Source organism: Microbacterium sp. 1154, assembly GCF_031455375.1.
Taxonomy (GTDB): domain Bacteria; phylum Actinomycetota; class Actinomycetes; order Actinomycetales; family Microbacteriaceae; genus Microbacterium.
In genome coordinates this window covers 440,451-459,075 of record NZ_JAVDSN010000001.1, presented here as the reverse complement: position 1 = coordinate 459,075, position 18,625 = coordinate 440,451, and the positions used below count along the sequence as shown (strand labels likewise).

The window sequence follows — 18,625 nt, the reverse complement described above, 5'->3', positions numbered from 1 at the left end:
CCGAGGAGTTCAGCGATAGTGCGTGACCCACGCCCACAGCGGCGGTCGGCGCCGACGCGCGGTCGTCTCTCGGGTCTGGTGCACGGCGCGCAGGGCGGTCACCGGTTCGGCGTCAGCGGGGACGTCGACGGCGTTCGCCGGCGCGGGTCCGCCGCGCAGCTCGCGCGCGAGTTCGGCGACCTCGCTCGCGGTGGGACGCCCCTCGGGATCCGGATCGGTCATGGCAGTGAGGAGCACCTCCCAGCCGTACCCGAAATCGCGCGGAACTTCGGGGTCGTAGTCGAGGGGAGCGAGCAACAGCTCCTGCATCGCCCCGCCGCTGAGCGGACCGTCGGCCGTGAGCATCTCCTCCGCGAGCAGACCCAGGGCGTAGATGTCGGATGCCGGTGTCGCGGGGCCGCCGCGCAGTCGCTCGGGCGGGAGGTACTCGGCATCCGGATGCGTCTCGGCGGAAGCGGGCCGGGCGCCGAGCACCTGGGTGACGCCGAAGTCGGCGAGAACGGCGGTGAAGGGACGCGAGGCGGCACGCTCGGGGCGCAGCAGCACGTTCGACGACTCGAGATGCTGGTGGACGATGCCCACCTTGTGGATCGTGGCGAGGCCGTCGGCGATGTCCTGCAAGAGACCCGCGGCCAGGTCGGGGGTCAGTGAGCCGTGGTCGTCGAGGTGCTGACGCAGCGTGGGCCCCGGGATGAGCTCCATGACGAGGAAACCGTGTTCGTCGTGAGTGAGGTGCGCGTCGTAGAGCGTCACCAGCGACGGATGGTCGAGGGCGGTCAGAATGCGCGCGGCCGCGAATCTGCGCCGAGGATGAGCGACCTCGTCGGGATCGAGCGGAAAGACTTTCACCGCCACATCGCGGGCGAGCACGTCGTCGCGAGCGCGATAGACCGTCCCTTGGCGGTCGGCTCCGAGGCGTTCGACCAGGCGATAGCGCCCGGCGAAGGCACCGCCGAGCGACGGTAGCGCCATCGTGTCGGTCGTGCCCATCGAGTGCCCGCCGTGGGGTCGGTCGGTGTGCGAGAGAAGCTCGGACAGCGTCGTCACACAAGCGGGTCGCCGTTGTCGCTGGTGCGACGAGTGGTGACGCGCTGGCCGTTGGCCGGATCGACGGTCGAGCGGCTCACCGACTCGACGGAGCGACGGCGGAACATGAACACGAGGCTGATCAGGAAGATCACGACACCGGCGGCCATGAGGATGTAGCCGATGGTCTGGAGGTTCGCGACGCCCCCGAGGTCGAGGTTGACCGCGAAGGCCAGGATGGCGCCGATCACGAAAAGTGCGATGCCGCTGCCGATACCCATGGGAAACTCCCTCGTTGCTGTGCTTGTCTAGGGATCGCAACCGGTGACTTGGACCTTCACCGGTCGCGATCGCTCAAACGCTACTGAGCGAACGGCATTTCTCGCGACCGGATGGCGCGGGGCATTCTCGGGGTGCATAATGGACGACCTTCAGCGCAGAGTGGACGCTTTCGCGGCGCTCGGCGACCGCGGTCGACTGCGGATCGTCGACCTTCTCGCATTCGGCGACATGTCGTCGAGCGAGATCGCGCTGGCGCTGGGCATGAAGTCGAATCTCGTGGCCTTCCACACCAATGTTCTGCACGAGCGCGGGATCGTTCGCCGCGTTCGTTCGGAATCCGACGGCCGCCGCACATATCTGCAATTGATCCCCGAGGCGTTCTCCGCTCTCGCCGTCGCGGACACCGCCGTCGAGGGGCGGGTCGTCTTCATCTGCACGGCCAATTCCGCGCGGTCGCAGCTGGCGCAGGCGATCTGGGCGGAGCACAGCGGCATCCCCTCCGCCTCGGCAGGAATGCACCCGGCCGACCGCGTGAATCCCGGCGCGATCGAGGCGGCGACCCGTCACGGGATTTCTCTGGATCCGGGTGCCGTTCCCCGCGCGCTCGAACAGGTGGCCCGCCCCGGCGACTTCCTCATCAGCGTCTGCGACCAGGCGCACGAGCAGATGAAAGGCCGCGACGATGTGCATTGGTCGATTCGCGACCCCGCGAAGAGCGGCAGCATCGAGGCATTCGACACGACGGTCTCCGAGCTGCGCGCGCGTATCGGGCGAGTGGCCGCACAGCTCGTCGTGGCGTGAGGCGGATGCCACCGCGTCTCGCCCCACAACGCACGAGCGGAAGCGTTCTCTCGGTCGCATCGCGAACGCGCGAGGGATGCCGCTGCCGTCAAGCCTCAGCCTTTTCAGGCGTTTCTTGACACTCGACGGGTACCTTCTTGGGGTCGGTGTGGACTCGTGCGCCCGCACGGGTTCCTGACCGCCGGCGCGAGCGACGACACGGAGGCGATGACCATCAGCACGATGACGGCATCCGCTCCTCGCGTCGCACCCACGGCATCCCGGCCCGCGAATCCCGCTCGCCACCTGCCGTCGCTCACGGGGCTCCGGTGGGCCACGGCGATGCTGATCTTCGGCCACCACCTCATGGCGGTCGAGTACTTCGGCGGAACGGCCGGCACCGTCTGGGCCTTCGTCTTCGAGGCCGGGAAGACCGGCGTCACCCTCTTCTTCATCCTCTCGGGTTTCGTTCTCGCCTGGGGCTACAAGCCGCGGCAGAGCGCCGGGTCGTTCTACTGGCACCGCTTCGCGCGCATCTACCCCCTGCACGTCGTCGGGGTCGTGCTCGCGTTGATCGCCGCGTCGACGTTCGTGCCCGAGATCCGCACCGACGGCGCGGCACCCCTCGTCGCCAACGTCCTCCTCGTCAACGGCTGGGTGCCCGACTGGTGGCAGGCCGGCAACCCCGCGAGCTGGTCGCTCGTGTGCGAGGCCTTCTTCTACCTGAGCTTCCCGTTCCTCATCCGGCCCCTCGTGCGCCTGTCGAACCGCGCGCGGGTCGTGGTGGTCGTGGTATCGCTCGTGCTCGTCGCCCTCGCCCCGCAGATCGCCGCCATCTCGCCGGTGCCGATGGCGGCGGCATCCACCCCCCTGCTCCGCCTGCCCGAGTTCGTCCTGGGCGTCACCCTCGCGCTGGTAATGAAGAGCGGGGCATGGATGCCGCTGAAGCTGCGCTACACGGTCCCGCTCGCCGTCGTGGGCTACGCCCTGTCGGAGGCGCCTCCGATCCCGGGCACCGACATCCACCCCGGTCTCGCCGCGACCGTCGGGTCGTTCGCTCTGCTGGTGGCCTCTCTCGCCGCCGCCGACGCGCACGGGCGGTCGACGTTCCTCGCGCGACCCCTGTGGCAGGAGCTGGGACGCGTGTCGTTCGCGTTCTACCTCGTGCACCTGCTCGTGATCGCCTCGGTGTCGTCGTCGTGGCCCGAGGGGCACCCGCAGCTGCCGTGGCGGCACGCGCTCCTGCTCGCGCTCGCCGCCTTCGCGATCGCCCTGGCCATCGCGTGGGTGCTGCACCGGGCCGTCGAGATCCCGGCGCAGAAATGGCTGCTGCGGTACGACCGGTCGCGGCACGTGTCCGAGGGCACGGGGGCTGCGGTCGGGGGAGAGGCGCACGCTTCAGTGGCCGCCTCCCGTGCCTCCCGCTAGGCTCGCGGGATGTTCGGGGCGCATATCTTCATCCTTCTGCTCACCTGGGGCGTGGCCCTGGTCGCGATCGGCGCGGTGCTGTACTTCGCGGTGCGCCTGGCGGTGCTGCACGCGCTGAAGGCGCACACCCGCTGGGTCGAGTCCGGGCAGGGCTGATGCGCGGGGCCGGCGGTTCCGGCGCGGGCCTGCGCCGAGAACAGGCCGCGGCGCGGGTGCGCGTCGAGAACAGGCCGTGCGCCCGGGAACAGGGTGTTTCGCGGCGGATCGGCCTGTTCTGGTGGCATCCCCTGTTCTCGTGACGCGCCGGGTGCCGGGCGGTCGCGGCGCGGGCGTGCGCCGAGAACAGGCTGTGCGCCTGAGAACAGGGCGTTTCGCGGCTGATCGGCCTGTTCTGGTGGCATGCCCTGTTCTCGTGACGCGGGGGCGCCGGTGCCGACACGCCCGGCCCGACGATCGTTCAGACTCGCCTCGGTACACTTCCCTGTGCCCGAAACACAGCTGAGCCCCGACCGTGATGCCGCGCGGTCGGCATCCATCGATCCGACCGAGCTCGAGATCGCGCTGCGCGTCATCGACGCAGCGTCGTCGCTCGACCCCGAAGATCCCGCGTACATCGCCCTGCGACGGCAGACCGGCAAGCTCTACAAGGACGTCAAGCGCCAGTCGCGCAAAGAGAAGCGTCAGCGCATCGCCGAAGCCGACCGCGCGGTGGTCGCCGCCACCGCCACGGGCGCCGCCGACCGCATCGACGACGAGACCCGCGGCATCCCGCTCGCCGCGCGCACGTCGATGCCGTTCGCGGGCGAGCTCATCAAGGCCCGTGCCTGCTACATCTGCAAGCAGGACTACACGCTCGTCGACGCGTTCTACCACCAGCTCTGCCCCGACTGCGCGGCGTTGAGCCACGAGAAGCGCGACGCTCGCACCGACCTCACCGGCAAGCGGGCGCTCCTCACCGGCGGTCGCGCGAAGATCGGCATGTACATCGCGCTGCGGCTGCTGCGCGACGGCGCCCACACGACCATCACCACGCGGTTCCCGCGCGATGCGGTGCGCCGTTTCTCGTCGCTGCCCGACAGTGCCGAGTGGATCCACCGGCTCAAGGTCGTCGGCATCGACCTGCGCGACCCCGCTCAGGTGATCGGGTTGGCGGAGTCCGTGGCATCCGAGGGCCCTCTCGACATCCTCATCAACAACGCAGCTCAAACGGTCCGGCGGTCTCCGGGGGCCTACAAACCCCTGGTGGATGCCGAACTCGCACCGCTCCCGGACGGCCCGCTGCCCGAGCTCGTCACGTTCGGCCACACGAACGACGCCCACCCCCTCGCGCTCGCGCAGTCGGTGTCGGCGCACCCGATCCTCGCCTCGGCCGCACGCACCGCCGACGAGCTGACCGCCGAGGCGATGGCCGCGGGGTCGTCGTCGCTCGAGCGTCTGGCCGCCGGCACGGCGATCGACGCGGGCGGACTCGTTCCCGACGAAGACCGCATCAACAGCTGGACGCAGCACGTCGACCAGGTCGAGCCCCTCGAGATGCTCGAGGTGCAGCTCGCCAACATGACCGCGCCGTTCCTGCTCGTCAGCCGTCTGCGCCCCGCCATGGCGGCGTCGACCGCGCGCCGCAAGTACATCGTCAACGTCTCGGCGATGGAGGGCGTGTTCGGCCGCGGATACAAGGGCCCCGGCCACCCCCACACGAACATGGCCAAGGCCGCGCTGAACATGCTCACGCGCACGAGCGCCCGCGAGATGTTCGAGTCGGACGGCATCCTGATGACCGCCGTCGACACCGGCTGGATCACCGACGAGCGCCCCCACTTCACCAAGGTGCGCCTGGCCGAGGAGGGCTTTCACGCCCCGCTCGACCTCGTCGACGGCGCGGCGCGCGTGTACGACCCGATCGTGCGCGGCGAGGCCGGCGAGGACCTGTTCGGCATCTTCCTCAAGGACTACAGCAAGGGCAGCTGGTAGGGCGCCGCGGGGCGTGCCCCGCGCCCGCCCCGCCCGGTTGAGTGTCCAAAACACCCGGACGGTTTTCGAATCCGTCCGGGTGTTTTGGACACTCAACGTGAGCCGCGGGCTCGCGCGGGCCTCAGGCGGGCAGGAAGTACTCGCGGGCGAGAGGTGCGATCTCGAGACCGGATGCCGTGGCCGCGGTGACCCAGCGGAGCTCGGCGATCTCGGCATCCGGGGTCGGGTTCTGGTCGCCGATGTCGACGCGGAAGACCTCGGCCACAACCTCGAAACCCGGTTCGTTCGCCGCGCTCGCGGCGTAGGAGCCGAGCGGTTCGAGCAGCTCGGGGTCGACGCGCAGGCCGACCTCTTCGGCGAGTTCGCGCGCGAGGGTCTCGGCGGCCGTCTCGCCGGCCTCGGGCTTGCCTCCGGGCTGCATGAACGCCGTCGTGCCGGCCTTGCGCACGAGCAGCAGGCGGCCGTCGGCGTCGGTGATGACCGCGGCCGAGACGTGGATACGGCGCGGGGAAGTGGCATCCGGGATCACTCGGGCACGGTAGCACCCGCCAGCACCCGTCTCGGCGCGTCCGGGGCGCAGGGTGTGTTGAGTGTCCACGAAACCCGGACGTGTTGCGAGGGGCGTCCGGGTGTTTTGGACACTCGACCCGGGGAGGGCCCGCTCGAAGCGTTGAGTGTCCAAAACACGCCGCGGACGCGGGGGCGCGTGCGGCGTGTTCTGGACACTCGACGGGGTGGCCGCGGGGTGTGTGTTGAGTGTCCAGGAAACCCGGACGTGTCGCGGGGGGCGTCCGGGTGTTTTGGACACTCGACCCGGGGAGGGCCCGCTCGAAGCGTTGAGTGTCCAAAACACGCCGCGGACGCGGGGGCGCGTGCGGCGTGCCTTGGATACTCGACCGGGGCGGGCAGGGGGTGGGAGAGCGCGCGGCTCAGAGCGCGCCGCGGCGGATGCCGGTCACGATCGGCCGCGTCGAGGCCAGGGCCGCGGCCACCAGGGCGAAGCCCGCGACGAAGGTCAGCGCGATCGTCAGCACCGCCAGCGGAGCGATGATCAGGCTCATCCCGACGATGGGGAACGCGAGCATCAGCCCCAGGGCTGCGCCTCCTACGGCGGCCCACCGCAGCGGCACCATCACGGTGATGCGGCGGGCGCGGCGGAGTTCGGCATCCGGGATGCCGAGGCGGTCCAGGCCCACGATCAGCTCGCGCTCCTCGAGCACCGACGCCGCCTGCGTCACCCCCACCGCGCACGCGAGCAGCACGAAGGCGATGCCGAGCGTCACGAGCACGCCCGTGCGGATGTCGGCCATGAGCGGCCCGGCGTCTCCGGCGATGTCGGCGATCGCGAGACCGCACCCGGCGACGACCGCGATGAACGACACGAGCGCCATCCCCGACACCCGGCGCCAGGCGGGGCCGGGGTGGGCGGCGAGCTCGCGACCGGCGACGAGCTCGGCGGCGGAGCGGGCGCGGCGGGCCATCATGCGTCCGCGGGCGGCGACGATGGGGGCGCCGATGAGGTTGAGCAGGCCGAGGGCTCCGGCGAAGAGGCCGAGGAGCACCGCGACGGCCACGGCCGCCCCGAGCATCGGGGCCAGGGTGCCGAAGTTCGCCACGAGCGCCACGACCGCGACGATGAGCACCGCACCGACGACGAAGGCCGTGGTCTTCTTCACCGGCGCTTCGCTGCGCGTGCGCACACCGAGCGGGGTGACGGTCACCTTTCGCAGGCTCGCGGCGGCGCTCGCCGCGCCGATGAGCACCACGGATGCCAGCACCCCGGCGCCCAGCAGCGGATCCACGATCACGGCTCCGACGCCGACCGGTCCGCCGAAGAACGGCAGCAGCCCGACGAGGGGGAGGAGGGCGGCGTACAGCAGGACTCCGGCGGCGGCTCCCGCGGCGGCGACGGCGGTCGCTTCGAGCACGGTCAGCGACCACAGTTCGCGCGTGCTCGCGCCGAGCAGGCGCAGCGTCGCGAGCCGGTCGTTGCGGCGGCGGCTGGTCAGGCGCGCGGCCGCCGCTCCGAGGGTGACGAGGGGTACGGCGAGCAGCACTAGAGCGAGCACGGCCAGGATGCCGTACAGCCCGGCCTCGGCCCCGGCCCGGGGATCCACGAGGAACATGCGCGCACCGCCCGCGACCACGAGCAGCAGAGCGGTCGTGACGGCGAACGCGACGACGGGGAGGGCGATCGCCGCCCGGCCCTGGCGCGCGGGCCGCGAGAGCAGCCGGGCGAGCGGGAGGACGGTGCTCATCGGTTCGCCTCCGCCGACGTCGGAACGACGCCCGGGGTCGGAACGACGCCCGGGGCCGGGGCGGCACCCGGGGTCGGGGCAGCACCCGGCGCCGAGCGGACGGCATCCGTCGCCGAATCACCGACGATGCGTCCGTCGCTCACCCGCACGATCCGTGAGCAGCGGCGGGCGACGTCGGCATCGTGCGTGACCATGACGAGGGTGCGGCCCTGACCGGTCGTGGCTAGCAGCAGGGCATCGAGCACTTCCGACGAGGTGGTGGAGTCGAGGGCGCCGGTCGGCTCGTCGGCGAACACGACGGGGGCCCCGGTCACCTGGGCGCGGGCGATCGCGACGCGCTGCGCCTGACCGCCCGAAAGCTGACCGATGCGGCGACCCTCGAGGCCCGCGAGCCCGAGGGCAGCGAGCCACATGGCGGCGTGCCGCTCGGCATCCTGTCGTCGTAGCCCCTTCAACAGCAGCGGGAGCGCCGCGTTCTCGACGGCGGTGAGTTCGGGCAGCAGCAGGTGCTCCTGGAAGACGAAGCCGAGCGCCTCTCGGCGTACCCGGGAGCGTTCGCTCTCGCTCAGCCCGACGAGCTCGCGCGGGGCGGCGCCCGGCGCGCTGAGCACGATCGAGCCCGCGTCGGGGGCGATGACGGCGGCGAGGCAATGCAGCAACGTGGTCTTGCCCGAGCCCGAGGCGCCCATCACGGCGACGGATTCGCCGGCGCGGATCGTGAGCGAGACGCCGTCGAGGGCGCGCAGCTCGCCGTACTGCTTGATGAGGCCGGAGGCGGTGAGCACAGCTGAGGAGGTCATGGTTCCATCTCAGCGATCGCGTGCCGCGCGGTCGTCCGCCCCGGGGAGTATCCGGGTCCTCCTCGGGATCGATCTGCAATTCACCCTCCGGTGGCCCCGTTTTCACCTTCCCCGGACAGACTCTCCACCGTGAACTCCCTGAAGGTGACGGCGGCGGTGCTCGTGGCATCCGTCCTGTGGGTACCCCTTGCCGCCGGCAGCGCCGATTCGACCGACGACTCGATGGTCATCCAGGTACAGGTGCCCGCGCGCACGGGCGCTCCGACCTCGCCCTCGCCGACGCCCTCTTCGGACGCGGTCCCGGATGCCAGCACCCCGCGCCCCGGGACGCTCCCCGCCACGGGGGTCGAGATCGCGCTGTGGGGTGCCGCCCTGGCCGCCGCGGCCGTGGCGGGCGGTGCCGCCGTGCGTGTCGCTCGGCGCCGTCGCCGCGCCTGAGCTCCGCGCTCGCGTGCCGTGCCTGAGCGCCGCGCCTCGCCGCCTCAGTCGATCCAGAGCACGACGCCGCGTAGACCCGTGAGCACGGCCGCGACCCCGGCGCGCACCGCGGCCCCGGCGCGCTCGGGCGTGAAGGTCGCCGGGTCGTACGCGGCGGCGGTGCCGAGGCCCTCGCCGCGGTAGGCCGCCCCGGTCCAGTCGGCGGCCGTGACGTTCTCGGTCGGTTCGGCGAGCTCGGCGCCCACGATGAGGAACTGCCGATCGAGGTGGTTGGCGGTCACCGTGGCGAGCGGGTCGACGAGGGCGTCGCCCGCGCTGATGATGAGGTCGGGGTTGAGGTCCATCGCCCGCACGGCCCCGTCGATCATGTCGTCGTCGGCGTGCACCACGCGCAGGTCGGCACGCGTCTCGGTCGCCCAGTCCTGCACCGCGGCGACGAGGGTCGCGGTGGGGGCGTCGTCTCCCACCGTGAGCAGCACCACGCGGTAACCGGCGGGAGCGCTCACCCCGCTCCACGAACCGGGGGCGGGGGTGTGCGTCGACTCGGGCGCCGGGGCCGTGGCCGGGGCGAAACCCGGGGCGGGCGACCCGACCGCCACCGGGGCGGGGCGCATCGCCGACCAGCCCTCGTCGCTCGCGCACCCGGACAGGACCGCCACCATCGTCGTCGCCGCCACCGCGGCCAGGACCTTTCGCTTCACCCCCTCACCCTGGACCGCGCAGGTGGACCGCGAGAGAACGACGCCCGCACGTTTCGTTTCCGTTCCCCGCATCGCGGGCAACCGTTCACGACGAGCGCGCACCATCTCCGACGGAAAGGTGCACATGTCTGTCTTTGTTCGGCGCGTCCTCTCGCGCGTCCTGTTCGTCGCCGCGGGGATCGCGGCACTGTTGTCGATGGCGGCGCCGGCCTCGGCCCACGGCATCCTGTCGGTCGTCTACGCGCACCTCGAGAGCGGCGGCACCGGCGTCGTGCGTTCCGAGCTGCAGCTCGAGTACGACCTGCTCGTCGTCTCCGCCGCCGACGCCGAGAAGGACGACCCGCTCTATCAGGCCGGTATGGCGGCGTTCTCAGACGGCGACGCGGCCGAGCAGGCGGCCGTCCTGATCGCACACCGCGACACGATCGCCCGCTACGTCACGGAGCGGTTCCAGATCACGGCGGCGGGAGCCGCGTGCACCCCGCGCCTGGACGACGCCATCTCGATGACCCAGCAGGACGGCGTCCCCTACGCCGTCGTCACGCTCGAAGACACCTGCCCGCCCTCGGAGAACGGCCACGAGATCAGGGCCTCGCTCTTCCCTGACGCGGAGGGCTTCGTCACCGATACGAAGACGATCCTTACTTACGACCTCGACCTGCACGAGGGGAGCACGGTCCTGGATGCCGAGCACCCGTCGTTCACGACCGCGCAGACGCCGCTCGAACGCTTCTGGGAGTTCTTCCGCCTCGGCGCCGAGCACCTTCTCACCGGGATCGACCACATCCTCTTCCTGCTCGCGCTCATCGTCGGGTCGAGGCGTCTGCGCGAGATCGTGATCGCGGCGACGACATTCACCCTCGCGCACTCGGTGACGTTCATCCTCGCCGCGACCGGGGTGATCGCCGCTCCTCCCGAGGTGGTCGAGCCGACCATCGCGCTCTCGATCGCCGTCGTCGCGGCCTGGTACCTCTGGCGCCTGCTGCGCCCCGGCCGGGTCGACCAGGACCTCTCGAAGGCTCACGGCTTCCTCCGCCTCGACCGCGCGGGCTGGCTGCGCGTCGCCGTGGTGTTCCTCTTCGGCCTTGTGCACGGTCTCGGATTCGCCTCGGCGCTGGGCATCGACGAGCCGTGGTCGTGGACTCTGCTCTGGTCGCTTCTGGTATTCAACGTGGGCATCGAGGCCGTGCAGATCGGCATCATCGTGATCGTCTTCCCGCTGCTCGTCCTGTTGCGTCGCCGGGCTCCGCGCGTGGGCATGTGGGTGAGTGCCGCGATCGCGGTGGTGGTCACCGTCGCCGGTCTCGTCTGGTTCGTGCAGCGCATCTTCGGCCTCGAGTGACGGGAGTTGGCGCAGTCGATACGTGTGCTGAGTCAACAATTCACCCCGATGTCACCCGGTGGGCGGAGCGTGGACTGCGCTCGCCATCGGTGAGCGCACCAGAGACCCCCTCGAAAGAAACGGACAGCCATGTTCCTCACCGCATCGACGTCGCACGGGACGCGCACGCGTCGCCGTGTCTCGTGGATCGCAACCGCCGCGGTCGGCGCGTCACTCGTCCTCACGGGCGTGGCGAGCGTCCCGGCGGCGATGGCCGACACCACGGCCAGCCTCACCGGCATCATCCTCGGCGTCGGTGCCGACCAGTCGCAGCGCATCGTGACCTGGTACTCCTCGGCCGACACCGCCCAGACGGTGCAGCTCGCGCCGACCTCGGCGGTGACCAACGGCCAGTTCCCGGCGTCGGCCACGACGTTCTCGGCATCCGGGACCGCGAACATCGCCTCGAGCGGCGGCTTCAACCGTCACGCCACGATCACGGGCCTCGCCGAGAACACGGCGTACTCGTACCGCGTCGGCTCCGACGGCAACTGGTCGAACACGTACTCCTTCAAGACGCAGTCGTTCGAGGGCGACTACGACTTCCTCTTCTTCGGCGACCCGCAGATCGGCTCGTCCGGCAACCTCGCGAAGGATCAGGCCGGCTGGCAGGACACGATGAACGTCGCGGTGGGCGCCAACCCCAACGCCGAGCTCCTCGTCTCGGGCGGCGACCAGGTCGAGACCGCTAACACCGAGTCGCACTGGGACTCGTTCCTGGCCCCCGACCAGCTGCGTCAGTACCCGTGGGTCGCCACGATCGGTAACCACGACGTGGGTGGCAAGGCGTACGAGCAGCACCTGTACACGCCCAACACCGACCGCTCCGGCGCCTACTACCGCAAGGGCTCGGGCAGCATCGGCACCGAGTCGGGCGGCGACTACTGGTTCATCTACAAGGACGTGCTGTACATCGACCTGAACAGCAACAGCTACGCCACCTCGCAGGGCGGCGGCGGCGACGACGCGCACATCTCGTACGTCACCGACGTCGTCAACAAGCACGGAGCGGATGCCAAGTACACGGTGCTCGTGTACCACCACGCGATCTACTCGCCGGCCGATCACGCCAAGGACGCCGACAACAAGATCCGTCGCACCGACTTCCCCACCGCGTTCTCAAAGCTCGGTGTCGACCTGGTGCTCCAGGGCCACGACCACAGCTACTCGCGCTCGTACGAGATCAAGAACGGCGCCAAGGCGAACGCCGACGAGAAGCCCGGTCAGGACGAGGTCTTCGAAGGACCCGGCGGCGTGGTCTACGTCACCGCGAACTCGGCATCCGGCTCGAAGTACTACGACATCACCGCACCCGACAACAGCGGCACGAGCGGAGCCGGTAACGGCGCCGACCCGCTGAACCCGGCGAACTACTGGTACAACTCCGTGCAGAACCAGGAGCACGTGCGCTCGTACGTGAAGGTGCAGGTGAAGAAGGACCAGCTGATCGTCCAGAACATCCGCTCCGGAACCTGCGACGCGCCGAACGCGGCGGTCGAGCTCAAGAAGGTGCTGTGGTGCGGCCCCGAGAACGGCTCGAAGCCGGCCGAGGCCGTCGGCACCATCCAGGACGAGGTCACGATCCACCCCAACCACGGCGACGGCCAGGACATCCAGGTCGATGTGCCCACCAGCGCCCCGGGTGAGTTCGGCTGGACGATCAACGGTCACAACGGCCTGGTCGACATGGGTACCGCGACCGAGAAGAACATGCAGTACTTCGAGGCCACCGGTCAGATCAACCCGATCACCGTGACCGACACCCGCGCGAGCAAGTCGCCATGGTCGGTCTCGGCGTCGGTGGGCGACTTCACCGACAACGGCAAGACCTTCAAGGGTTCGTTCCTCGGTTGGTCGCCGAAGGTCGTCACCGCCGGTGCCGGAGCCGTTGCGGGTGCCGCGGTGAACTCGGGCTACGACGGGGGCGACGGTCTGTCGGTCTCGCGTCTGCTCGGTGCGGCCCCCGTGGGCCACGACCGCAGCGCCGGCGTCGTCGGTGCCGATCTCGACCTGAAGATCCCCAACACCATCGACAAGGGAAGCTACCGCGCGACCCTGACCCTCACCGCGCTGGCCGGCTGACCAGCGAACAGCACCGGCGGGGAGTCCGTCTCCCCGCCGGTGCCCCTCCCGAAGGACTTCCCCCCATGACTGGACTGCCCACCCCCTCGCGGGTCGCCGCTCTCTCCCTGGCCGCGGCCCTGGTCGCCGGGGCGGCGCTGAGCGCCGCGCCCGCGATGGCTGCGACCGACGATGTGACCTGGACCGTGCGCACCGCCTCGAACGCCCTCGGCGCCGACCGCACGAACTACAGCTACGCGCTGAACCCCGGCGCCCACCTCGACGACGCCCTCGTCGTCGCCAACCGCGGCACCGAGGCCATCGAGCTCGACGTCTACGCGGCCGACGGCTTCACGAGCTCGACGGGCGCCCTCGATCTCCGTGTGGCGAACGACCAGCCGGTCGGCGTGGGCGCGTGGGTCACCGTGCCGCAGCGCCACGTCTCCGTTCCCGCGGGCCAGACTGTCGAGGTGCCGTTCGCGGTCGACGTCCCCCAGAACGCCACCCCCGGCGACTACGCGGGCGGGGTCGTCACCTCGCTCACGGTGGCCGACGCCACCGCGAACGTCAACGTCGACCGTCGCCTGGGCATCCGCACCGGCATCCGCGTCGGGGGAGACCTCGCCCCGGCCCTCGCCGTCGACGATCTGCGTGTCGGGTGGGACGGCGGTTTCGTGCCGTTCCTGTTCGGCGACGCCACCGTGCGTTACCGCCTGCACAACACGGGCAACGTCTCGCTCTCGGCGGACGAGACCGACGCCGTCACCGGCCCCTTCGGTGTCGCACGGCTCGAGTCCGCGCCCGAGGCGGCCGCCCCCACGCTGCTTCCCGGCGAGAGCTGGGAGCGCGAGGTGCGGGTGCCCGCGGTGGCCGCGATGGGCGTAGTGATCGCCTCGGTGTCGGCGACCCCGATCGTCACGGATGCCGCGGGCTCGATCTCGACGCTCGACCCGCTCGAGGTCTCGACGTTCGGCTGGGCGATTCCCTGGCCGCTGCTGCTCCTGGTCGCGCTGGTCGTCGCGGGGATCGTGTTCGGGCCGCGGCTGCTCCGCGAGCGCCGTCGACGTGCCCAGCAAGCGGAGGACGACCGCGTCGCCGCGGCCGTGGAGCGCACGCTGGCCGAGAAGGAGCGTCAGCTCGTCGAGTGAGCGGCGCCGCCGGTCTTCGCGGTAGGCGAGCCCAGGCGCAATGCAGAACGGGCAGAGGGACCGAGCCGAACGGCCGGTCGCTCTGCCCGTCGAACGCGATCAGGAGCAGGTGTACGTCACGCCGTCGACGTAGTGCTGCCCCGGGCCCAGGTCGCCGCACGCGGCGAAGAGGCTCGCGAAGACGCTGATGAGGATGATGGCGACGATGACGCCCACGACGAGAAGAACCGCACCGACGATGATGCCGATCAGCGCCGGGGTGTTCTTGTACCCGGCCTTCTTCGACTGCACGAGAGCGACGATCGAGATGATCAGGCCGATCAGATTGAACGGGAAGGCGACGATCAGGCCGATGATGCCGAGCGTCTTGCCCGGGTAGGTCGTTCCGGCGGGTGCGGGCTGCGTGGTCACGATGTTCTCCTATGGTGTCGGAAACAAGGCCCTCGATTCGCTGACGTGGGTGGTGCCCGTGTCGCGCGAGGGATGGTCGAGAGGCTATCGCCCTTGCTCCTCGGCCGTGTGCGGTCGCCCCTGATCGGCCTCCCGACCGATGAAGGCGGATGCCAGCACCTCGACGACGGCGTCGAAGGCCTGCTCGTCGTGGCTGCTCAACCACCACTCGACCAGCCCGTCGACGCTCGCGCGCAGGGCCGCCGCGACGATCGGTGTCGGGGTGTTCAGAGCGCGGCCCGTCGCATCGGACCACCGCTCGATGCTCGCGGCGATGGCCCGGGTGCTCGCGGCGATCTCGCTCTGCGCCGCGCCGCGGAGCTCGGGATGAGCGCGGGCGGATGCCGTGAGCTCGCTCACGACGCGGTACTCGCTCTCGTGGTGGCGGAGGTCGCGAGCCAGGCCGTGCAACGACAGACGCACCGCCTCGGCGAAGTCGGAGGGGGACAGGTCGTCGGCCCAGACCGCGTCGAGGGCGCGCTGCGAGGCCCGGTGAAGAACGGCCTCGACGAGAGCGGTCTTGCTCCCGAAGGCGTAGGTGACCACCCGGTGCGCGACGCCCGCGCGCTCGGCCACCCGTCGCAAGCTCAGGGCCGACGCTCCCGCATCGGCGACGACGGAGAGTGCCGCGTCGAGCAGGCGCTCCCGGCGCTCCTCGAGGGGGAGGTAGTCACGGGTGGGGGCCTCGGGGTTCACGGCGTTCTCCAAGCGATCGGGCCGGTCGAGTCTCGCATACTGAATATATCCACTTGGACCAATTGGAGGACGCGATGACCGAACTGCACATCACCCCCGCCCGTGAGCAGGACCTCCCCGCGGCCGCGGCCGTGCTCGCCCGTGCCTTCCACGACGACCCCGTGATGGCCGCGATCCTGCCCGGAGGCCGCCGTCTCGAGCGTCTCTCCACCCTGTTCGCGGCCATGCTTCGCGGTGCCCCCTTCGAGACCGGCAGCGTCGACCTCGCGCGTCGCGCCGGTGACGACGCGATCGTGGGTGTCGCCGCGTGGGAAGGCCCCGTCACGGCATCCCTCCCCTGGCGACAGCTTCCCGGCTACCTGTCGGCGCTCGGTGTGGCGGGTCTCGTCCGCGCCGCCGTCCTGTCGTCGCGCCTGGCGCGGCACCGTCCGCGCTCCCCGCACTGGTACCTCGCGCAGATCGGCGTCTCGCCCGCCGCGCGCGGGCTCGGCGTCGGGGGTGCCCTGCTGCGTTCCCGGCTCGAGACCCTCGACGTCACCCGCGCGACCGCCTACCTCGAATCGTCGACCGCCGACAACCGTCGTCTCTACGGCCGCCTCGGCTTCGAAGAGATCGCCCCGATCCGCGGCATCCGCGGGGCCGACCCGATGGCGATGCTGCGCCCGCCCGCTCCCGCCCGGCACCCCGTGCCCGCGCGAGGAGCCTGAGGCACGGCCCTGCAAGCGTCTCGACGTCGAGCGTCCACGAAGTCCGTCCAGGCGCCGAGGAATAGACTGGATGCCATCGACACCGTCTCTCCGGGACCCTCCGTGACCACTCCTTCCACTGCGCGAGCCTTCGACGTTCGCCACGTGCAGCTCGCGCGCGCCCTTTTCGCGGCGCTCGCCGCCGTGATGGTCACCTTCTCGTCCGATCACTCGGCCCCTCTCGGGCTCGGCGTGTTCAGCGGCTTCGCCCTCGCGACCGGACTCGTGTTCGCGCTGTCGGTGTGGCTCGTGTACCCGCGCGGTCAGCGGCTCACGCCGGCTCTCCTCGCGGTCGTCTCGGTCGTCGCGGGCATGGTCGGCAGCGTCGGCAGCTGGCGCACGACCGGTGTCTTCTTCGGGGTCGTCATCGCCTGGGCGCTGCTCTCGGGCGTCATCGAGCTGGTGGGCGCGCTGCGCCAACGCAAGACGGCCGGGGCCGCGGGTGCGCGTGACGGCGTGCTCATCGGCATCCTGAGTCTCGTGCTCGGGGTCGTGCTGATGCTCCCGATCCAGCAGTACGCCCTCGACTACAGCATCGCCGGGGCGGGATCGTTCACGTTGACCGGCATCACCATCGCCGTAGGACTTTTCGGCGGGTACACGGCGGTCGTCGCCGTGTTCCTCGCGATCGCGGGCTTCTCTCCGCGCCGCCCCGAGCCCGTTCCGGCCGTACCCTCCGAGGAGGCCGCGTCATGACCGACAAGCCCACCACCCGCCGCGACCTGATGAAGCCCGTTCAGCTTCTCGGCCTGGCATTCATCGCCGCCCTCTTCGCCGGCTTCGTGACGCTCATGTCGATGGGCTTCTTCCAGACGCGTCCCGCCGACGAGATCCAACGTGCGCTCATCGTGGGTCTGGTCGCGGCCGGTGCGACCTTCATCGTCACGCTGGTGTCGCTCGCGCTGCTGCTGCTGGTCGTCGACCCCACCAAGGTCACCTCGACGGTCGATCGTCCGCTGCTCCTGCCGAAGAATGCACCGGATGCCGACTCCTCCAGTGCCCCGACCGCGCCCGAGGCTCCGCGCACCGACGACGGCCCCGCCGAGCCCCGGGCGTAACGCCTACCGACGCGGGTCGATCATCGTCATGCCCGCGGGCGATGCCGAGTCCATCGTCGGCAACAGCTCGGCGGCGGCGTCGAGTCCGACCACCCGTTCGATGAGCTCCTGCGGGCGCAGGGCACCGCTCTCGATCAGCGACAGCATCTCGGGGTAGTCGACCGCGGCCATGCCGTGGCTGCCGAGCAGGTCGAGTTCCCACGCGATCACGCGCGCCATGGGCATGGCGGTCATGCCGTCGGCGGTGGGCAGTAGTCCGATCTGCACGTGTCGACCGCGCCGGCGCAGGCTCAGCACGGCGTCGCGCGCCGTCTGCGCGCTGCCGACGGCGTCGACGGAGACGTGGCTGCCGCCCCCGGTGAGCTCGTGCACGGCGGCGGCGATGTCGGACCCGTCGGCCACCAGCGTGTGCTCGGCGCCGAGACGGCGGGCGGCTTCGAGGGCCGCGGGCGTGCGGTCGACGGCGATCACGCGGGCGCCCAGGGCGGCCCCGATCATCACGGCGCTGAGGCCCACCCCGCCCGCGCCGACGACGGTGATCCACTCGCCGGCCTTCACCCGGGCCCGACCCGTGAGCGCGCGGTAGGCGGTGGCGAAGCGGCAGCCCAGGGCCGCGGCCGCTTCGAACGAGACGTCGTCGGGGATGCGCACGACGTTGGTGTCGGCCGCCCGCAGCACGACCCGCTCGGCGAAGCTGCCCCACTGGGTGAAGCCCGGCTGCTGCTGGTCGGGGCACACCTGGGCGTTACCGCCGAGGCACCACTCGCACGCCCCGCACCCCATGACGAACGGTACCGTCACGCGGTCGCCGACGCTCCAGCGCTGGACACCCGGGCCGACCTCGACGATCACTCCGGCGAGCTCGTGCCCCGGAACGTGGGGGAGTGCGACGTCGTCATGCCCGACCCACGCGTGCCAGTCGCTCTTGCACAGGCCCGTCGCGTGCACCTCGACCACGACCCCGCCCGCCGGAGCGGACGGCGCCTCGACCTCGCGCACCTCGAGGGCTTCGGCCAGGGCATCCATGATCATCGCGCGCATGGCATCCATTCTCCCGCTCCCGGCCCCGCCGCCGTTCCCGCCGCTCAGGGGTTGAGCGTCCAGAACACGCCGTGGGGTGGCCAGCGAGGGTGGGCTGTCTGTCGAGTGTCCAAAACACACGGACGTTTTGAAATTTCGTCCGGGTGTTGTGGACACTCAACGCTGTTGGCGGGATGCCGTGCCGGTGCCGGTGCCGGTGCCGGTGCCAGTGCTCGAGTGTCTCGATCGTTGAGTGTCCACAACACGCCGCGGGCGCGCTGCCCGGTGCGGCGTGTTCTGGACACTCGACCCGGGGCCGGGCGGCCGCGCGCTGACCGCACCGCGGCGGGCGCCCGCGAGGGGTTGTTTGCCGGTTGAGTG

At 70.9% G+C, this 18,625-nt stretch carries 20 protein-coding genes; 11 read left to right on the top strand and 9 right to left on the bottom strand.

Features of this window, described 5'->3' with window-relative positions; genetic code table 11:
• Nucleotides 1–9: 9 nt before the first annotated feature.
• The gene (locus tag J2X55_RS01995) at nt 10–990 is read right to left on the bottom strand and encodes a serine/threonine-protein kinase (protein WP_309821652.1); all 981 of its coding nucleotides are present in this window, start codon (nt 988–990) and stop codon (nt 10–12) included.
• Between the two features lie 53 nt (nt 991–1,043).
• The gene (locus J2X55_RS01990) at nt 1,044–1,307 is read right to left on the bottom strand and encodes a DUF6458 family protein (protein WP_115916576.1); all 264 of its coding nucleotides are present in this window, start codon (nt 1,305–1,307) and stop codon (nt 1,044–1,046) included.
• Between the two features lie 139 nt (nt 1,308–1,446).
• On the opposite strand from J2X55_RS01990, the gene J2X55_RS01985 reads away from it, so the two are divergent.
• The 4 genes from J2X55_RS01985 (at nt 1,447) to J2X55_RS01970 (ending at nt 5,487) form a co-directional block, all read left to right on the top strand.
• Nucleotides 1,447–2,109, top strand: a complete 663-nt coding sequence (locus J2X55_RS01985; protein WP_309821651.1) for an ArsR family transcriptional regulator — start codon at nt 1,447–1,449, stop codon at nt 2,107–2,109.
• A 207-nt stretch (nt 2,110–2,316) separates the two neighbouring features.
• Complete coding sequence (locus J2X55_RS01980; protein ID WP_309821650.1) at nt 2,317–3,516, top strand: acyltransferase; 1,200 nt, start codon at nt 2,317–2,319, stop codon at nt 3,514–3,516.
• Between the two features lie 9 nt (nt 3,517–3,525).
• Nucleotides 3,526–3,672, top strand: coding sequence for a hypothetical protein (locus J2X55_RS01975; RefSeq protein WP_309821649.1), 147 nt, complete (start codon nt 3,526–3,528; stop codon nt 3,670–3,672).
• Nucleotides 3,673–3,915: 243 nt separating this feature from the next.
• Nucleotides 3,916–5,487 carry an SDR family NAD(P)-dependent oxidoreductase gene (locus J2X55_RS01970; protein WP_396653237.1) on the top strand — a complete coding sequence of 524 codons (1,572 nt, stop codon included), beginning with the start codon at nt 3,916–3,918 and terminating at the stop codon, nt 5,485–5,487.
• A gap of 121 nt (nt 5,488–5,608) precedes the next feature.
• Here the strand turns inward: J2X55_RS01970 and J2X55_RS01965 are convergent, their stop codons facing one another.
• The 3 genes from J2X55_RS01965 to J2X55_RS01955 form a co-directional block, all read right to left on the bottom strand.
• A complete protein-coding gene (locus J2X55_RS01965) occupies nt 5,609–6,016 on the bottom strand; it encodes an NUDIX domain-containing protein (RefSeq protein WP_309821647.1) in 408 nt (135 codons plus the stop codon).
• Between the two features lie 400 nt (nt 6,017–6,416).
• A complete protein-coding gene (locus J2X55_RS01960) occupies nt 6,417–7,745 on the bottom strand; it encodes an FtsX-like permease family protein (protein ID WP_309821646.1) in 1,329 nt (442 codons plus the stop codon).
• Nucleotides 7,742–8,545, bottom strand: a complete 804-nt coding sequence (locus J2X55_RS01955) for an ABC transporter ATP-binding protein (protein WP_115916585.1) — start codon at nt 8,543–8,545, stop codon at nt 7,742–7,744. Before J2X55_RS01955 ends, J2X55_RS01960 begins: the two co-directional genes overlap by 4 nt.
• A 129-nt stretch (nt 8,546–8,674) precedes the next feature.
• Here J2X55_RS01955 and J2X55_RS01950 point away from each other — a divergent pair, with 129 nt between their 5' ends.
• Nucleotides 8,675–8,983 (top strand): LPXTG cell wall anchor domain-containing protein, encoded by a 309-nt coding sequence (locus tag J2X55_RS01950; protein WP_115916587.1) that lies wholly within the window; start codon nt 8,675–8,677, stop codon nt 8,981–8,983.
• Between the two features lie 44 nt (nt 8,984–9,027).
• On the opposite strand, the gene J2X55_RS01945 is transcribed toward J2X55_RS01950, so the two are convergent.
• Nucleotides 9,028–9,684, bottom strand: coding sequence for a hypothetical protein (locus J2X55_RS01945; protein ID WP_309821645.1), 657 nt, complete (start codon nt 9,682–9,684; stop codon nt 9,028–9,030).
• A gap of 124 nt (nt 9,685–9,808) precedes the next feature.
• Here J2X55_RS01945 and J2X55_RS01940 point away from each other — a divergent pair, with 124 nt between their 5' ends.
• From J2X55_RS01940 to J2X55_RS01930, 3 genes are all read left to right on the top strand, one after another.
• The gene (locus J2X55_RS01940) at nt 9,809–11,026 is read left to right on the top strand and encodes a HupE/UreJ family protein (protein ID WP_309821644.1); all 1,218 of its coding nucleotides are present in this window, start codon (nt 9,809–9,811) and stop codon (nt 11,024–11,026) included.
• 129 nt (nt 11,027–11,155) lie between these two features.
• Nucleotides 11,156–13,147, top strand: a complete 1,992-nt coding sequence (locus J2X55_RS01935) for a metallophosphoesterase family protein (RefSeq protein ID WP_309821643.1) — start codon at nt 11,156–11,158, stop codon at nt 13,145–13,147.
• 65 nt (nt 13,148–13,212) lie between these two features.
• Nucleotides 13,213–14,274 carry a WxL protein peptidoglycan domain-containing protein gene (locus tag J2X55_RS01930; RefSeq protein ID WP_309821642.1) on the top strand — a complete coding sequence of 354 codons (1,062 nt, stop codon included), beginning with the start codon at nt 13,213–13,215 and terminating at the stop codon, nt 14,272–14,274.
• A gap of 99 nt (nt 14,275–14,373) precedes the next feature.
• Here J2X55_RS01930 and J2X55_RS01925 read toward each other — a convergent pair whose 3' ends face one another.
• Nucleotides 14,374–14,685, bottom strand: coding sequence for a hypothetical protein (locus J2X55_RS01925; RefSeq protein ID WP_115916595.1), 312 nt, complete (start codon nt 14,683–14,685; stop codon nt 14,374–14,376).
• A gap of 84 nt (nt 14,686–14,769) precedes the next feature.
• On the bottom strand, nt 14,770–15,420 hold the full coding sequence (locus J2X55_RS01920) for a TetR/AcrR family transcriptional regulator (protein WP_147302376.1): 651 nt from the start codon (nt 15,418–15,420) through the stop codon (nt 14,770–14,772).
• A gap of 74 nt (nt 15,421–15,494) precedes the next feature.
• Between J2X55_RS01920 and J2X55_RS01915 the strand changes: the two genes are divergently transcribed.
• From J2X55_RS01915 to J2X55_RS01905, 3 genes are all read left to right on the top strand, one after another.
• A complete protein-coding gene (locus tag J2X55_RS01915; RefSeq protein ID WP_309821641.1) occupies nt 15,495–16,127 on the top strand; it encodes a GNAT family N-acetyltransferase in 633 nt (210 codons plus the stop codon).
• 102 nt (nt 16,128–16,229) lie between these two features.
• On the top strand, nt 16,230–16,862 hold the full coding sequence (locus J2X55_RS01910; RefSeq protein ID WP_309821640.1) for an acyl-CoA synthetase: 633 nt from the start codon (nt 16,230–16,232) through the stop codon (nt 16,860–16,862).
• Nucleotides 16,859–17,224: an amino acid transporter gene (locus J2X55_RS01905; protein ID WP_115916603.1), complete on the top strand. Its 366-nt coding sequence runs from the start codon at nt 16,859–16,861 to the stop codon at nt 17,222–17,224. Before J2X55_RS01910 ends, J2X55_RS01905 begins: the two co-directional genes overlap by 4 nt.
• A gap of 3 nt (nt 17,225–17,227) precedes the next feature.
• Here J2X55_RS01905 and J2X55_RS01900 read toward each other — a convergent pair whose 3' ends face one another.
• Nucleotides 17,228–18,265 carry a zinc-dependent alcohol dehydrogenase family protein gene (locus tag J2X55_RS01900; RefSeq protein WP_309821639.1) on the bottom strand — a complete coding sequence of 346 codons (1,038 nt, stop codon included), beginning with the start codon at nt 18,263–18,265 and terminating at the stop codon, nt 17,228–17,230.
• Nucleotides 18,266–18,625: the final 360 nt, after the last annotated feature.

Bases quoted from the DNA above. Each gene is read 5' to 3' on its own strand.
- J2X55_RS01905 (WP_115916603.1), top strand. From the start codon at position 16,859: ATGACCGACAAGCCCACCACCCGCCGCGACCTGATGAAGCCCGTTCAG.
- J2X55_RS01900 (WP_309821639.1), bottom strand. From the start codon at position 18,265: ATGCGCGCGATGATCATGGATGCCCTGGCCGAAGCCCTCGAGGTGCGC.
- J2X55_RS01970 (WP_396653237.1), top strand. From the start codon at position 3,916: ATGCCCTGTTCTCGTGACGCGGGGGCGCCGGTGCCGACACGCCCGGCC.
- J2X55_RS01985 (WP_309821651.1), top strand. From the start codon at position 1,447: ATGGACGACCTTCAGCGCAGAGTGGACGCTTTCGCGGCGCTCGGCGAC.
- J2X55_RS01915 (WP_309821641.1), top strand. From the start codon at position 15,495: ATGACCGAACTGCACATCACCCCCGCCCGTGAGCAGGACCTCCCCGCG.
- J2X55_RS01990 (WP_115916576.1), bottom strand. From the start codon at position 1,307: ATGGGTATCGGCAGCGGCATCGCACTTTTCGTGATCGGCGCCATCCTG.
- J2X55_RS01980 (WP_309821650.1), top strand. From the start codon at position 2,317: ATGACCATCAGCACGATGACGGCATCCGCTCCTCGCGTCGCACCCACG.
- J2X55_RS01935 (WP_309821643.1), top strand. From the start codon at position 11,156: ATGTTCCTCACCGCATCGACGTCGCACGGGACGCGCACGCGTCGCCGT.
- J2X55_RS01960 (WP_309821646.1), bottom strand. From the start codon at position 7,745: ATGAGCACCGTCCTCCCGCTCGCCCGGCTGCTCTCGCGGCCCGCGCGC.
- J2X55_RS01975 (WP_309821649.1), top strand. From the start codon at position 3,526: ATGTTCGGGGCGCATATCTTCATCCTTCTGCTCACCTGGGGCGTGGCC.
- J2X55_RS01930 (WP_309821642.1), top strand. From the start codon at position 13,213: ATGACTGGACTGCCCACCCCCTCGCGGGTCGCCGCTCTCTCCCTGGCC.
- J2X55_RS01995 (WP_309821652.1), bottom strand. From the start codon at position 990: ATGGGCACGACCGACACGATGGCGCTACCGTCGCTCGGCGGTGCCTTC.
- J2X55_RS01955 (WP_115916585.1), bottom strand. From the start codon at position 8,545: ATGACCTCCTCAGCTGTGCTCACCGCCTCCGGCCTCATCAAGCAGTAC.
- J2X55_RS01940 (WP_309821644.1), top strand. From the start codon at position 9,809: ATGTCTGTCTTTGTTCGGCGCGTCCTCTCGCGCGTCCTGTTCGTCGCC.